Source organism: Amycolatopsis sp. NBRC 101858 (genome assembly GCF_030269325.1).
Classification (GTDB): Bacteria; Actinomycetota; Actinomycetes; order Mycobacteriales; family Pseudonocardiaceae; genus Amycolatopsis; species Amycolatopsis ponsaeliensis.
Window position 1 is genome coordinate 934066 of sequence record NZ_BSTD01000003.1, and the last position, 14283, is coordinate 948348.

Annotated in this window: 13 protein-coding genes; 4 read left to right on the plus strand and 9 right to left on the minus strand. The window is 70.0% G+C overall.

Annotated features, from left to right (window positions below; genetic code table 11):
* Positions 1-42: 42 nt before the first annotated feature.
* A complete protein-coding gene (locus tag QSK39_RS27550; protein ID WP_285480713.1) occupies positions 43-2349 on the plus strand; it encodes an FdhF/YdeP family oxidoreductase in 2307 nt (768 codons plus the stop codon).
* A 5-nt stretch (positions 2350-2354) separates the two neighbouring features.
* On the opposite strand, the gene QSK39_RS27555 is transcribed toward QSK39_RS27550, so the two are convergent.
* From QSK39_RS27555 to QSK39_RS27570, 4 genes are all read right to left on the minus strand, one after another.
* On the minus strand, positions 2355-2930 hold the full coding sequence (locus QSK39_RS27555; RefSeq protein ID WP_285480714.1) for a hypothetical protein: 576 nt from the start codon (positions 2928-2930) through the stop codon (positions 2355-2357).
* Between the two features lie 299 nt (positions 2931-3229).
* Complete coding sequence (locus QSK39_RS27560) at positions 3230-4636, minus strand: LCP family protein (protein WP_285480715.1); 1407 nt, start codon at positions 4634-4636, stop codon at positions 3230-3232.
* A gap of 57 nt (positions 4637-4693) precedes the next feature.
* Complete coding sequence (locus QSK39_RS27565; RefSeq protein ID WP_285480716.1) at positions 4694-4819, minus strand: MFS transporter small subunit; 126 nt, start codon at positions 4817-4819, stop codon at positions 4694-4696.
* The gene (locus tag QSK39_RS27570; protein ID WP_285480717.1) at positions 4819-6174 is read right to left on the minus strand and encodes an L-lactate MFS transporter; all 1356 of its coding nucleotides are present in this window, start codon (positions 6172-6174) and stop codon (positions 4819-4821) included. The genes QSK39_RS27565 and QSK39_RS27570 overlap by 1 nt, the downstream gene beginning before the upstream one ends.
* 103 nt (positions 6175-6277) lie before the next feature.
* Between QSK39_RS27570 and fdhD the strand changes: the two genes are divergently transcribed.
* Positions 6278-7102, plus strand: coding sequence for a formate dehydrogenase accessory sulfurtransferase FdhD (gene fdhD / locus QSK39_RS27575; protein ID WP_285480718.1), 825 nt, complete (start codon positions 6278-6280; stop codon positions 7100-7102).
* A 176-nt stretch (positions 7103-7278) separates the two neighbouring features.
* Here the strand turns inward: fdhD and QSK39_RS27580 are convergent, their stop codons facing one another.
* Positions 7279-8718 carry a carotenoid oxygenase family protein gene (locus QSK39_RS27580; RefSeq protein WP_285480719.1) on the minus strand — a complete coding sequence of 480 codons (1440 nt, stop codon included), beginning with the start codon at positions 8716-8718 and terminating at the stop codon, positions 7279-7281.
* Between the two features lie 73 nt (positions 8719-8791).
* Between QSK39_RS27580 and QSK39_RS27585 the strand changes: the two genes are divergently transcribed.
* Entirely contained in the window at positions 8792-9499 is a 708-nt protein-coding gene (locus tag QSK39_RS27585) for a TetR/AcrR family transcriptional regulator (RefSeq protein ID WP_285480720.1), read from the plus strand.
* A gap of 78 nt (positions 9500-9577) precedes the next feature.
* Complete coding sequence (locus QSK39_RS27590; RefSeq protein ID WP_285480721.1) at positions 9578-10543, plus strand: alpha/beta hydrolase; 966 nt, start codon at positions 9578-9580, stop codon at positions 10541-10543.
* A 127-nt stretch (positions 10544-10670) separates the two neighbouring features.
* Here the strand turns inward: QSK39_RS27590 and QSK39_RS27595 are convergent, their stop codons facing one another.
* From QSK39_RS27595 to QSK39_RS27610, 4 genes are all read right to left on the minus strand, one after another.
* Complete coding sequence (locus tag QSK39_RS27595) at positions 10671-11591, minus strand: anti-sigma factor RsbA family regulatory protein (protein WP_285480722.1); 921 nt, start codon at positions 11589-11591, stop codon at positions 10671-10673.
* A 53-nt stretch (positions 11592-11644) separates the two neighbouring features.
* The gene (locus QSK39_RS27600; RefSeq protein WP_285480723.1) at positions 11645-12052 is read right to left on the minus strand and encodes a hypothetical protein; all 408 of its coding nucleotides are present in this window, start codon (positions 12050-12052) and stop codon (positions 11645-11647) included.
* 50 nt (positions 12053-12102) lie between these two features.
* Entirely contained in the window at positions 12103-13398 is a 1296-nt protein-coding gene (clpX, locus tag QSK39_RS27605) for an ATP-dependent Clp protease ATP-binding subunit ClpX (protein WP_155545639.1), read from the minus strand.
* 230 nt (positions 13399-13628) lie between these two features.
* Entirely contained in the window at positions 13629-14282 is a 654-nt protein-coding gene (locus tag QSK39_RS27610; RefSeq protein ID WP_285480724.1) for an ATP-dependent Clp protease proteolytic subunit, read from the minus strand.
* Position 14283 lies beyond the last annotated feature (1 nt).

A 14283-nucleotide genomic window follows, 5' to 3' on the forward strand; every position in this document is an offset into this window, starting at 1 on the left:
CCCCTGTCTGCGCTCACGATCATCGAGGCGCACGATGGACACATGACCCGTGAAGCGCCGGCGCAGGACGTGGACGAAGCCCGCCTCGAGGTGGGCAAGCCGAAGGGCTGGGCGGCCGGGATACCCGGTGTCGCCGTGTCGCTCGCGCGCAGCGTCGAGCAGATGGGCGCAGGCCGGACCGTCAAGACGCTGCGGCTGCTGAACCAGCGCGAAGGGTTCGACTGCCCGGGCTGCGCGTGGCCGGAGCCCCGCGAGGTCGACGGCGAGAAGCGCAAGCTGGCCGAGTTCTGCGAGAACGGCGCCAAGGCGGTCGCCGAGGAAGCCACGAAACGGCGCGTGGACCGCGAGTTCTTCGCGAAGCACCCGATCGAAGACCTCCGGGGCAAGACGGACTACTGGCTCGGCCAGCAGGGCCGCGTCACCGAGCCGTTCGTGCTGCGCGAAGGCGCGACGCACTACGAGCCGATCTCCTGGGAGGACGCGTTCGAGCTGGTCGCGGGCGAGCTGAAGGCGCTGACCGACCCGAACGAGGCCTTCTTCTACACCTCGGGCCGGACCAGCAACGAGGCCGCGTTCCTCTACCAGCTGATGGTGCGCTCCTTCGGCACCAACAACCTGCCGGACTGCTCCAACATGTGCCACGAGTCCTCGGGCGCCGCGCTGCAGGAGACCACCGGCGTCGGCAAGGGCTCGGTGACCCTGGCCGACATCCACCAGGCCGACCTGATCGTGGTCGTCGGGCAGAACCCCGGCACCAACCACCCGCGGATGCTCTCCGCGCTGGAAGAGGCCAAGAGCAAGGGCGCGCAGATCATCGCGGTCAACCCGCTGCCCGAGGCCGGGTTGATGCGGTTCAAGAACCCGCAGAACGTCCGCGGCGTCGTCGGCAAGGGCACCCCGCTGGCCGACGAGTTCGCCCAGATCCGCCTCGGCGGCGACCTCGCGCTGTTCCAGGCCGTCGGGCACCTGCTGCTGAAGTGGGACGAGGAGGCGCCGGGCGCGATCGTCGACCGCGACTTCGTCGACCGGGTCACCGAAGGCTTCGACGACTACGCGAAGCACCTGCGCGAGATCGACTGGCCCGAGGTCGAGCGCGCCACCGGCCTGGCGCGCGAGCAGATCGAGCGCGTCGCGCGGATGATCGCGTCTTCGGAACGCACGATCTACTGCTGGGCGATGGGCCTGACCCAGCACAAGCACGCCGTGCCGACGATCTCCGAGATCGCCAACCTGGCCCTGATGCGCGGGATGATCGGCAAGCCGGGCGCGGGCCTGTGCCCGGTGCGCGGGCACTCGAACGTCCAGGGCGACCGGACGATGGGCATCTGGGAGAAGATGCCGCAGTCCTTCATGGACGCGCTGGCCGGCGAGTTCGGCATCGAGGTCCCGCGCGAGCACGGCCTCGACACCGTCGACTCGATCCGCGCGATGCGCGACGGCGCCGGCAAGGTCTTCTTCGCCGTCGGCGGCAACTTCGCCTCGGCGACGCCGGACACGGAGACGACCGAGAAGGCGCTCCGGTCCTGTTCGCTCACCGTGCACGTCTCGACGAAGCTGAACCGCTCGCACGTCGTCCACGGCCGCACCGCGCTGGTCCTGCCGACGCTCGGCCGCACCGAGCGCGACGTCCAGGCGAGCGGCGAGCAGTTCGTCACGGTCGAGGACTCGATGTCGCAGGTGCACGCTTCCCGCGGGCGGCTGAAGCCGGCGAGCGAGCACCTGCTGTCCGAGGTCGCGATCATCTGCCGGCTGGCCGAGACGCTCTTCGGCGCCGGGCACGCGGTGCCGTGGCGGACCTTCGAAGGCGACTACGACCTGATCCGCGACCGCATCGCGCGGGTCGTCACGGGCTGCGAGGACTACAACCGCCGCGTCCGCGAGCCGGACGGGTTCGTGCTGCCGAACGCGCCGCGCGACTCCCGCGAGTTCACCGGCACCGCCAACGGCAAGGGCAACTTCACGGTGTCCGAACTGGAGTACCCGCAGGTGCCCGAGGGCCGGCTGCTGCTGCAGACGATGCGCAGCCACGACCAGTACAACACCACGATCTACGGGCTGTCCGACCGCTACCGCGGCATCGAGAACGCCCGCCGGGTCGTCCTGGTGAACCCGGACGACATCGCGGCGCTCGGCCTGGCCGACGGCGCGATGATCGACCTGGTCTCGGAGTGGCGCGACGGCGACCGGCGCGCGCCGTCCTTCCGCGTGGTGGCCTACCCGACGGCCCGCGGGTGCGCGGCGGCGTACTTCCCGGAGGCCAACGCCCTCGTGCCGCTGGACTCGGTGGCGGAGAAGTCGAACACGCCGGTGTCGAAGGCGATCGTGGTGCGGCTCGAGCCCCGGCCCTGACGGGATCAGCCCTGGTAGTCGCGCTGCAGCGTCTTGGTCATGTCGGTGACCTCGGCCTGCACGTTGTCGAGGGTCGCCGGCGGGATCAGCGCGGCCTCCGTGCCGCCGTCGGCGATGGCCATGCCCATCACGACGTTCCCGGAGCGCACGGCGGCCCACTGCTCGGAGAACCCGGACTCGTCGCCCACGCCGGTCGCGAGCCGGACGCCCGAGTGGTCGGAGAGCGCGTCGGTCATCAGCTGGGTGGCCTTGGCGGCGGCGTCATCGGCGTCGGAGTCGGTGAACCGCACGACGGCGACCGTGACGAGCCGGTAGTCCTGCAGGTTGGGCTTCCCGCCGCCGAGATCGCGGGCGAACAGGCGCTTGCAGGTGGTGACCTCGTCGTCCCCGGAGGAGCGGTCCTGGGGGACGACCTTGGCGTCGGCGGTCTTCACCGAATCGGCCGGTATCTCGACAGTGCCCGGTGCGAGCCGGTCGCGCGCGCTCGCGGCGGGCAGCTTGCAGGCGTCGATCTTGTCGGGGTAGTGCGCCGAAGCGGACGCCGACTGGCACGCCGCGCAAAGAACGGCGGAAGCGAGCACCGGAAGGAGCCACCCTCCGCGGGCAACGCTGCTGCGCATAGGTTCCGGACTTTCCGTATTTCCTGAAATTGACTTTCCGGATCGCCACCGGTCCGGTGATCTTTTCCGGCCCGTCGCGCGGCGTCGCCGTCGACGGTCATCGCACACTGCCTCACCAGGGACGCAGCGTCAAGACCAATCACCCTCGTGGTCCGCCGTGGTCCGGTCGGCGGAAAACGACGTCGCGGCGTTTCGCGGAAATTATTCGCACAATTTCGGGTATCTCGATGAAAAGCCGGGCATTCCATTGCCCCGCGCGATCAATTCACGCAGACGACCCCGTCCGAGGTGATCGGCTCGTCACCGGCGGCCGGGGCGCCCCCGCCACCGGTCGTCCCCGGGCCGGAGTACACCGACCCGAGCACGACCTCGATGCGGCCCGCCGGCACGGCCGCGGACTCCTGCGTCGCCAGCCCGCCCAGCAGCTTCGCGACCTCCGCGCCCCGCTGCGCGAGATCGGCGCCGAAGCGGACCACGGACGTCCGCCGCGAAGCGGTGTTGCCGGTGTCGCCCTTGGCGAACCCGTGCTCCCCCAGGAACCCGGCCACGCGGGCGGCGAGGCCCTCCTTCGGGCCGGCGTTGTGGACGTCGACGGTGACCGGGGCGGCAGCGGGCGTCTTCGGCGCCGCGGACCCGATCAGGGCCGCGGCGAAGGCCTTCACCTCGGCCGGGTCGACCTGCACGGCCGTGGCCCGCGGGTTCTGCGGGTCGTAGCGGTAGTCGCGGTTGCCGACGGGGATCGTTTCGAACCGGATCCCGCCGCTGTTGATCCCGCGCATCTGCGCGACGAAGTCGAGCAGGTTCCACGACTCGTCGAGCACCACCGAGCGCTTGACGGCGTCGATGAGGTCGGACAGCTTCCCCGGGTCGCCCAGCGTCCCCGCCGACAGCACCTGCCGGGCCAGCCCGGCGAGGAACACCTGCTGGCGCCGGACGCGGTCGAAGTCGGTGTTCTTGAGGCCGTCGCGCTGCCGGACGAAGGCGAGCGCGTCCGCACCCGAGATCCGCTGCCGCCCGGCGGGGAAGTCCGCGCCGGAGTTCTTGTCCTTGGTGGCCTCGTTGAGGCAGACGTCGACGCCGCCGACGGCCTTGCTGATCTCGTAGAAGCTCAGCAGGTTGACCTCGGCGAAGTGGTCGATCTTGACGCCGGTGAGGTCTTCGACGGCCTGCCGCGTCCCGCGCCGCCCGGCGGTGAGGGCCGCCTGGTCGATCTTCGCCTTGTCGGTCTCCCCGGAGTCGCGCTGCCGCTTCGCTTCGGCGGCCTTCGCGCGCCCGAACGCGGCGTTGATCTTGCCCTTCCCGCCGGGCATCGACACGTAGCTGTCGCGCGGGATGGAGAACGCTTTCACGTCCTTCGTGCCGTTCGGGATCCGCAGGACGATGAGGGTGTCGGTGAGGTCGTCGCCGTTGGCCCCGACCCGCAGCTCGCGCAGGATGTCCGGGGAAAGCGGTTTCCCCTGCTGGTCGGTCCGCGAGTCCCGCCCGACGAACAGGATGTCGAGCGAGCCGTCGGCGGGCTGCTCGCCCGGCGCGGTGCCGCCGTCGGCGTCGATGACGCTGTCGCGCGTGACGTCGTCGAGGGCGTGGAGGTTCTCGTAGCCGTACGCGGTCCCGCACAGGACCACGGCGGAGAGCCCGGCGACGGCGATCTTCCCCAGTAGGTGCACTTCCTACCGACGCCGCCGGGCCTCCTCCTGCTGCACGGGTGACTCAGCTCACAGGGGCTAGCCGAAGAGCTGGACCAGCTTCAGGAACAGCTGGTACACGCCGTAGGCGAAGGGCAGCACGACCCACGCCCAGGCCAGCACGATCAGCGGGACGCGGTTGGGTTTCGTCGCCGGCTCGCTCATCAGGCCTCACTCCTCACGGCCGCGCCCGCGGTGACGGGCTCGTGGAACTTCTCCTTCACCGGCCGCACCAGCTCGTTGGCCACGAACCCGACCACCAGCAGGCCGATCATGATGTAGAACGACAGGTGGTAGAGCGCCGGGCCGGACTTGCCCGCCGCCTTCTCGCTGTCGGCGATCCGGTTGACGATCAGCGGGCCGAGCACGCCGGCGACCGACCACGCCGTCAGCAGCCGGCCGTGGATCGCGCCGACCTGGTAGGTGCCGAAGAGGTCCTTCAGGTACGCCGGGACCGTCGCGAACCCGCCGCCGTAGAAGGACAGGATCACCATCGCGCACAGGATGAACACGAGCTTCGACGAGTTCTCCGTCAGCGCGATCACCAGGTACAGCACCGCGCCGACGCCGAGGTAGGTGCGGTAGATGTTCTTGCGCCCGATGACGTCCGATGTGGACGACCAGACGAACCGCCCGAGCATGTTGCACAGCGACAGCAGCGCGACGAACCCGGCCGCCGCGGCCGCGCCGACCGGGGTCGAGGTGCTCTTGAAGAAGTCCACGATCATCGGGGACGCCTTCTCCAGGATCCCGATGCCCGCGGTCACGTTGAAGCACAGGACCACCCACAGCAGCCAGAACTGCGGCGTCTTGATGGCGTTGGCCGCCGAGACGTTGGCGGTGGAGATCATGGCCGTGCCGTGGTCGGTCTTCGGCTCCCAGCCCGCCGGCTTCCAGTCGTCGGCCGGGACCCGCACGATCAGCCAGCCGAGCGACATGAACACCGCGTAGACGACGCCGTGCACCAGGAACGCCGTCGCGATGCTGCCGGTGGTCGGCGTGGTGCCGATCATCGACGACGACCACGGCGACGCGATCAGCGCGCCGCCGCCGAAGCCCATGATCGCGATGCCGGTGGCCATGCCCGGCCGGTCCGGGAACCACTTGATCAGCGTCGAAACCGGGGAAATGTAGCCGATTCCGAGGCCGACGCCGCCGATCGCGCCGTATCCGACCACGACGAGCCAGAACTGCCCGGTCGCGACGCCGAGCGCCGAGACGAGGAACCCGGTGGCGAAGCAGCACATCGAGACGAACATGGCCCAGCGCGGGCCGTTCTTCTCGACGAGCGTGCCGCCGAACGCCGCGGACAGGCCCAGCATGACGATGCCGAGCTGGAACGGCAGCGAACTCTGCGTGCCGGTCAGGTGCATCGTCTTTTCGAGCGGGGTCTTGAACACGCTCCACGCGTAGGCCTGCCCGATCGACAGGTGTACCGAGAGGGCCGCCGGGGGCACCAGCCAGCGTGTCCAGCCTGGGGGTGCGACGATCCGGGAACGGTCCAGGAAGCCGAGAGCCATCGGATCCCTCCGTAGAGTGGGGATGATGGAGGGAATGTATTACTAAATACCCGGTGTTGCACCATGCGAGTGTCAAACTTTCCGGCGGAGAAGGGTGTGGGTCATGGGCAGGGTGACCGTGCGCAGGCCGGTGCGGAAGATCTCCGCGACCGGCGACCGCCGCCGCCCCGACGCGCTGGCCGCCGAAGAACCCCTGGAACTGCGGGTCGGCGGCAAGGCGCTGGCGGTGACGATGCGCACGCCGGGCAACGACGTCGAGCTGGCCCACGGCTTCCTGCTGTCCGAAGGCGTGATCGGCGGCCGCGAGGACATCGCGGTGGCCCGCTACTGCGACGGCGTCGACGACCAGGGCCGCAACACCTACAACGTGCTGGACATCGCGCTGGCGCCCGGGGTGCCGCCGCCGGACACCGGGGTCGAGCGCAACTTCTACACGACGTCTTCGTGCGGCGTGTGCGGCAAGGCGGCGCTCGACGCGGTCAAGCTGAAGACCCGCTACTCCCCCGCGTCGGCCGACTTCGCGGTGAAGAGCCGGACGCTGGCCGCCCTGCCGGACGCGTTGCGCGACCGCCAGAAGGTGTTCGCCAGCACAGGCGGCCTGCACGCGGCGGGCCTGTTCACCCCGGACGGCGAGCTCGCGGTCGTCCGCGAAGACGTCGGCCGGCACAACGCGGTGGACAAGGTGCTCGGCTGGGCGGTGCTGGAGAACCGCATCCCGGCACCGGGCTACGGCCTGCTGGTGTCCGGGCGCGCGTCGTTCGAGCTGGTGCAGAAGGCGGCGATGGCCGGGATCGGGCTGCTGGCCGCGGTGTCGGCACCCTCGTCACTGGCGGCCGAGCTGGCGGAGGAGAACGGCATGACCCTGATCGGCTTCCTCCGCGGCGACTCGATGAACCTCTACACCGGCGACCACCGCGTGCTCACTTAAGCCGTCTCGACCCAGGACACCGTGTCGTCCCCGCAATCACGCGAGTCGGCGCTCCGATCACGCGAGCCGGCCCTTCGATCACGGGACGCCCGCAGGCCCACGGGTCAACGCCGTGTCCAAACGGTCGACACGCGTGACTGCGGAGACGACACGCGTGTCCGGAGGGTCGACACGACTCAAGCCGTCTCGACCCAGTTGCCGTGGAAGCCGTTCGGCACGCGGTCCGGCAGGTGGATCGCCGCGACCGTCTCCAGCGTGCCCGCGTCGAGCAGGGTCAGGTCACTGCGCTGCGTGGCCGGGTCGAACACGAAGCCCATCAGGACGCCGTCGTCCTCCGGCGCGTTCTCGTGGGACGGGACGAACACGAACTCGCCGGGCTGGCGGCCCCCGCCGAACGCGCGCTCCTGGCGTGCGCCCGTCGAGAAGTCGTGCTTGAACAGCGAGCCGCCCGGGTTCGCGCCGCCGTCGGCCGACATCGCGTAGCCGTAGCGGTGGCGGCGGCCGACCAGGCGCTCGTCCACCCGCGGGAACTCCTGGCCGCGGTCGTCGAGCCGCTCCTCCAGGACCTTGCCCGCGGTGAGGTCGACCGTCCAGCGGTCCAGCGTCGGGCCGCCCTCGTCCGGTCCGTGCAGCTCGGAGTCGAACATCTTCGGGTGGCGCACGACGTCCAGCACGATGCTGTCGCCGTCGTCGTAGGCGTTGAGCGGGTGGAAGACGTAGCACGGCTCGACCTCGAACCACCGGACGTCGCCGTTGCCGCCCTCCCGCGGCATGACGCCGATCCGCGCCGGGTACTTCGGGTCCCAGCGGTACGGCAGGCCGCCGTTCGCGCCGATCTTGCGCGCCATCATCGCCGTCACCGGGTCCGGGACGCGGACCTTGCCGACCATGGCCGAGAGCACGAGCTTCGCCGGCGTCCGGAGCGCGCCCGGAACGTTCGCCGCGACCGCCATCTCCGCGTTGAACGTCACCGGCAGGTCGTAGAACACGACGTGCTTTTCGGTCAGCGAGAAGTCGTGCATCATCGGCGACCCGGTGACCTCGACGTCGACCGTGCGGCGCGCGCGGCCGGCCGCGTCGATCACCGAGTACTGGACCTTGTTGCCCATGCCGAAGAAGTACGACACGGCGTGCAGCTCGCCGGTGCGCGGGTCGCGCTTGGGGTGGGCGGTGTAGCCGCCGGGGAGCGTGCCGTCGAAGTCGCAGCTGCCGACCGTGTCGAGCTCGTCGGTCAGCTCGTAGACCGGCGCACCCGCCTCGATCAGCGCGAGGGTCTTGCCGGCGTGGCCGATCACGTTGGTGTTGGCGCCGAGCGCGTCCAGCCCGCAGAAACGGCTCGCGTCCTCGCCGTTCAGCGTCGCCGCCACGGCCGGGTTGCGCACCCACCGGTTGCGGTACCACTCGGCCTTGCCGTCGCGCAGGCGGACGCCGTGGACCATGCCGTCGCCCATGAACCAGTGGTAGGCCGCCGGGTCCACCTCCGACAGCGGGTTGGGCCCGTTGCGCAGGTAGCGGCCGTCGAGGAACTCCGGGATGCGCCCGGTGACGGCCAGTTCGGTGATCGTGTGCTCCCGGCTCACCGGGGCGAAGTTGCCTTCGAGGAACTTGTTGCCCATGACTGACCCCTCCGAAGCTGCCATAACTCGGTTATAGCTCAATTTATAACAGGGTTATGAGATACTGGCAAGCATGAGCCCGAAACCGCGCGCGAACGACGTCAAGGAGCGGCTCGTCGAGGCCGCCATCCGGCTGCTCGCCGAGGGCGGCCCCGAAGCCCTGCAGGCCCGCAAGCTGGCGGCGGAGGTCGGTGTCTCGACGATGGCCGTCTACACGCACTTCGGTGGCATGGCCGCGCTGGTCGACGACGTCGCGCGCACGGGGTTCCTGAAGCTCAGCGCGTGGCTCGCCGGGGTCGGCGAGACCGACGACCCGGTGGCGGACATCTTCAGCCTCGCCCGGACCTACCGGCAGGCGGTCGCCGAGCAGCCGCAGCTGTTCGCGGTGACGTTCGGCCAGTCCGCGCCCGGCGGCAAGCGGGCGACCCTGTCCGACCTGACCACCGAGGAAGGCCGCGAAGCCGCTCAGGAGGGCCTGGAGGCGTTCGAGCACATCGTCCGGGCGACCGAGCGGGCCATCGAGGCCGGCCGGTTCCGGCCCGCCGACAAGTACCAGGCGGCCGCCCAGCTGTGGAGCGCGCTGCACGGCTTCGTCACACTTGAGGCATCCGGGCACTTCGGCGCCGGTGAGCAGGGAATAGAGCACATTTTGATACCCCTGGGGATCACCATGGCGGTGGGTCTCGGGGACACTGTGGAGCGGGCGGAACACTCGACCGAGGCCGCGAGGGCGACTTGGCGAGCGAGAACCCGAAACGCCGGGCAGGGTGAGAACGACTAACCCGGCGGACAGGGACGTGAGGGGAACGCGGAGCGGGTGCGCGGCGTCCTAGGAGCAGCAGGCGGGGGACGGAGACAGGTGAACGAGGAAAACGGGGATCGCGGCGAGGCCGAGCCGCAGCTCCCGGTGGGAGCGGCGGCGGTCCGCGACGCGCGGCGGTGGCTCAGCCGCCGCTCGGTGCTGATCGCGGGCGCGTCCGGGCTGGCCGTGGGCGGCCTGGCCCTCGGCACCGCGACCGGCAAGCTGCCGTTCAGCCAGGCCCTGCAGCGGACGCTGGGCGTGACGTCGTCGAACCCGACGACCCAGCTGGGCAGCACCCGTGTCGAACGCGTCTACTCCCAGGCCCGCGGCCGGATGGTCGACCTGGTGTTCATCCTGCCGTCGAAGACCCCGCCGAAGGGGCTGCCGATGTCGCTGATGCTGCACGGCCTGCACGGCAACGCCCGCAGCGCGGCCCCGACCGGCACGCTCAAGCAGCTCTCCAGCGACGTCGCGCGCAAGGCGGTCCCGGCGTTCGGCTTCGTCGCCGTCGACGGCGGCGACAACTACTGGCACGAGGTCCACCCGGGCGACGACCCGATGGCGATGCTGCTGGAGGAGGTCCCGCAGTGGCTGCGGGCCCGCGGGTTCGCCGGCGAGACCGGGCAGCCGTTCGCCTGCACGGGCGTCTCGATGGGCGGGTTCGGCGCGCTGGTGTACACGCGCCGCCGGGTGGAGCGGCGCCAGCCGCCGGCCGCGGTCGCGACGCTGGCCCCGGCGCTGATCCTGTCCTGGCAGGAGATGGCCAAGCGGCACATCTTCACGGGCCTGAACGACTGGACCGCGCTGGACCCGCTGAAGCACATCGACGAGACGAAGAGCGTGGCCAACGGCATCTGGTGCGGCACGGAGGACTCGTTCATCACGGGCGTCCGCCGCTACATCGAGGCGGCCCACCCGGCGGTCGCCCACACGGCCCACGGCAAGCACGGCGACCCGTTCAACCGGACGGTGGTGCCGAGCGTGATCAGCTTCCTCGGCAAGCACGTCCCCCGCAAGGACTGACCCAGAGGGTCGGCTCGCGTACCCGGAGAGTCGGCTCGCGTACCCAGAGGGTCGGTTCGTGAGCCGACCGTCCAGGTACGCCAACCGACCGTCCAGGTACGCGAGCCGACCGTCCGGGTACGCGGGATCAGCAGGTGAAGTGGACCCGGGTCGTCGTGCGGCCTGGGATCCAGTACGTGCGGACCAGGTCCGCCAGGCGGTTCACCAGCAGCAGGCCGCGGCCGCCCAGGGCCGCCGCGGCCGGGGGGATCCGGCCGGCCAGGGGCTCGGTGATCGTGCCCGAGTCGGTGACCTCGCCGACCACCTGACGCTCGTCCGCCCACAACCGCAGCACGCCCGCGCCGCCGCCGTAGAGGACGCTGTTGGTCGTCAGCTCCGCGATCGCCAGGGTGAAGTCGTCGCGTCTCGGGCGGCGCAGGCCGTGGCGTGCGGCCCAGATCTCCGCGAACCCGCGCAACGAGCCCAGCTGCCCCAGGTCGAACTTCCGCTCGACCGCGGCCGCCGGCTGGTCCAGCGGCCGCATGAAGTCCGCGTGCGCGCCGGCCGGGTCGAACCGGGCGCTGACGAACGGCCCGGCCGGACCCCACACCTCCGGGTGGGTGCGCTCGGCGTCGGCCAGCGCCTCCGGCGGCAGCGCCGCGGTGTCGTACGGGCAGAGCACCGCCAGGTCCCGCCCGGCGAGCGCCTGGTTGATGAGCGCCTCGTGCAGCACGCACGCGGGGTACTCGGCGCCGGTGCGGTCACCCCACATCTGCTCCGCCACGATCCGCACCGGGCCCACGTGCTCGCCGGCGAACGCGAGCAGCACCGTCGGCAGGATCGCACCGGGGTTGCGGCCGACCCGGCACATGTCGGTCAGCCGCACTTCACGCGCCCGCTCTTCCAGGGCCTTCTCGATGAGCCGGAGGTTCCGCGCGGGAACGGCGACGGCGACGGGTTCACCCCGGTCGAGACCTTCGAGCAGGAACGGAACGACGCCGGCCAGATACTCACTGTCACCGCGGTAGAACAGTGCCGGATGCCGAAACGGTCTCAGGGCACCTACCACGGGACCTTGCTACCCGGAGACGGCCGCGCGCAAACCCCTCGGACGGCGGAAGTTCACTCCACCCATCGGCCGACGACGGAGATCAGCCAGAAACCGACCAGGGTCGCGACGCCGAACAACAGCACCCAGTTGACCAGCGGACGCCGCTCGGTGACCCCACGGGCACGCCAGAGCGCGTACCCCGCGAGGACGAAGAGCGGCACCGGGATCAGCGGCAACGGCGACAGCCGGGCCACCACGGCCACGACGCACGTGCCGGCGCACACGGCCAGCACGCCCATCAGCACCCGGTTCAGCCACGGGTACCGGTCGAACACGGACGCGATGACGCGTTCGCTCAGCTCGCGGAACCCGAGGACCGGGCCGCCGGGCACCGGCGCCGGTTCGGGTGGCGGCGGTGCCTGCACGCCACCGGCGGGAGCGGTGCCCCCGCCGGTGACCGGCATAGAGTCAGCAGTCATTCAGCTTTCCTGTCGGGTCTCCGGGCCGGGTGGCCCGGAGACGCCCGGCCTCAGGCCGACTTCTCGCCGCGCTCGCTGCGCGTGCGCCGTGTCGGCTGCCGGGCGACGATCGTCGGGTTCACGTTCTCCCGGACGGTCTGCTCGGTGATCACGACCTTCGCCACGTCGTCGCGGCTCGGGATGTCGTACATGACCGGCTGCAGCACCTCTTCCATGATGGCGCGCAGCCCGCGGGCACCGGTCCCGCGCAGGACCGCCTGGTCGGCGATGGCCTCGAGCGCGGTCTTGGTGAACTCGAGCTCGACGTTGTCCATCTCGAAGAGCTTCTTGTACTGCTTCACCAGGGCGTTGCGCGGCTGGGTGAGGATGCTGACCAGCGATTCCTTGTCCAGGTGGTTGACCGTCGCCACGACCGGGAGCCGGCCGATGAACTCCGGGATCAGCCCGAACTTGATCAGGTCCTCGGGCATGGTGTCCGAGAAGACGTCACTCTCCTCGATCTCGGACTTGGTGCGGATCTCCGCGCCGAAGCCGAGGCCACGCTTGCCGACCCGCTCGTTGATGATCTTCTCCAGCCCGGCGAACGCGCCGGCCACGATGAACAGCACGTTCGTCGTGTCGATCTGGATGAACTCCTGGTGCGGGTGCTTGCGGCCGCCCTGCGGCGGCACCGAGGCGGTGGTGCCCTCGAGGATCTTCAGCAGCGCCTGCTGGACACCCTCGCCCGAGACATCCCGGGTGATCGACGGGTTCTCGCTCTTGCGGGCGATCTTGTCGACCTCGTCGATGTAGATGATCCCGGTCTCGGCCCGCTTGACGTCGTAGTCCGCCGCCTGGATGAGCTTGAGCAGGATGTTCTCGACGTCCTCGCCGACGTACCCGGCCTCGGTCAGCGCCGTGGCGTCCGCGATCGCGAACGGGACGTTCAGGAGCTTCGCCAGCGTCTGCGCCAGGTAGGTCTTGCCGCACCCGGTGGGGCCGAGCATCAGGATGTTCGACTTGGCCAGCTCGACCGACTCCTCCTTGGAGTCCTTCGGCCCGGCCTTGTCGTCCGCCTGGATCCGCTTGTAGTGGTTGTAGACCGCTACCGCGAGGGTCCGCTTGGCATCGTTCTGCCCGATGATGTACTGCTCGAGGAACTCGTGGATGTCGGCGGGCTTGGGCAGCTCGTCGAGCTTGACGTCGCCGGCCTCGGCCAGCTCCTCCTCGATGATCTCGTTGCAGAGGTCGATGCACTCATCGCAGATGTAGACCCCGGGGCCGGCAATGAGCTTCTTCACCTGCTTCTGGCTCTTCCCACAGAAAGAACACTTCAGCAGGTCTCCGCCGTCACCGATCCGTGCCATGGCCGTTGACCTCGTCCCCTCCGGCGCGGGTTTCCGCGCCTGACGTGTGTTGCGACGGTGCGACCCCCGGTCTCGAAACGACCGAGCGGAGCCTCACGCATTGCCACTGACGGTACCCGTCCGATGCCGTGGGCGGGAACACCCACAGGCGCCGGGAGCACGTCAGAGGACGACCTTAAACCAGAGTGCCGGTGTATGTCGTCTCCTCGACACACACCGGCCTGGCGGATCTACAGAGCCGACGCCTTCCGGTACGGCAGCACCTCGTCGATGATGCCGTACGCCTTGGCCTCGTCGGCCGTCAGGATCTTGTCGCGCTCGATGTCCTTGCGGATCTGGTCCGCGTCCTTGCCGGTGTGCTTGGCCAGGATGACCTCCATCTGGCGCCGCACCCGCTGGATCTCGTTCGCCTGGATCTCCAGGTCGGAGACCTGGCCGTAGGTGCCCTCGGTGGCGGGCTGGTGGATCAGCACCCGCGAGTTGGGCAGCGCGTAGCGCTTGCCCGGGGTACCGGCCCCCAGCAGCACCGCGGCCGCGGAGGCGGCCTGGCCGAGGCAGTACGTCTGGATGTCCGGGCGGACGAACTGCATGGTGTCGTAGATCGCCATCAGCGAGGTGAACGAGCCACCCGGCGAGTTGATGTAGATCAGGATGTCGCGGTCCGGGTCCTCGTGCTCGAGGTGCAGCAGCTGGGCCATCACGTCGTTGGCCGACGCGTCGTCCACCTGCACGCCGAGGAAGATGACGCGCTCCTCGTACAGCTTGTTGTACGGGTTCGACTCCTTGACGCCGTAGCTGGTGCGCTCGACGTACGACGGGAGGATGTACCGCGACTGGGGGACGGAAGGTGCCCGGAAGTCACCCGGGAGCCTGAAGTTGCTCATG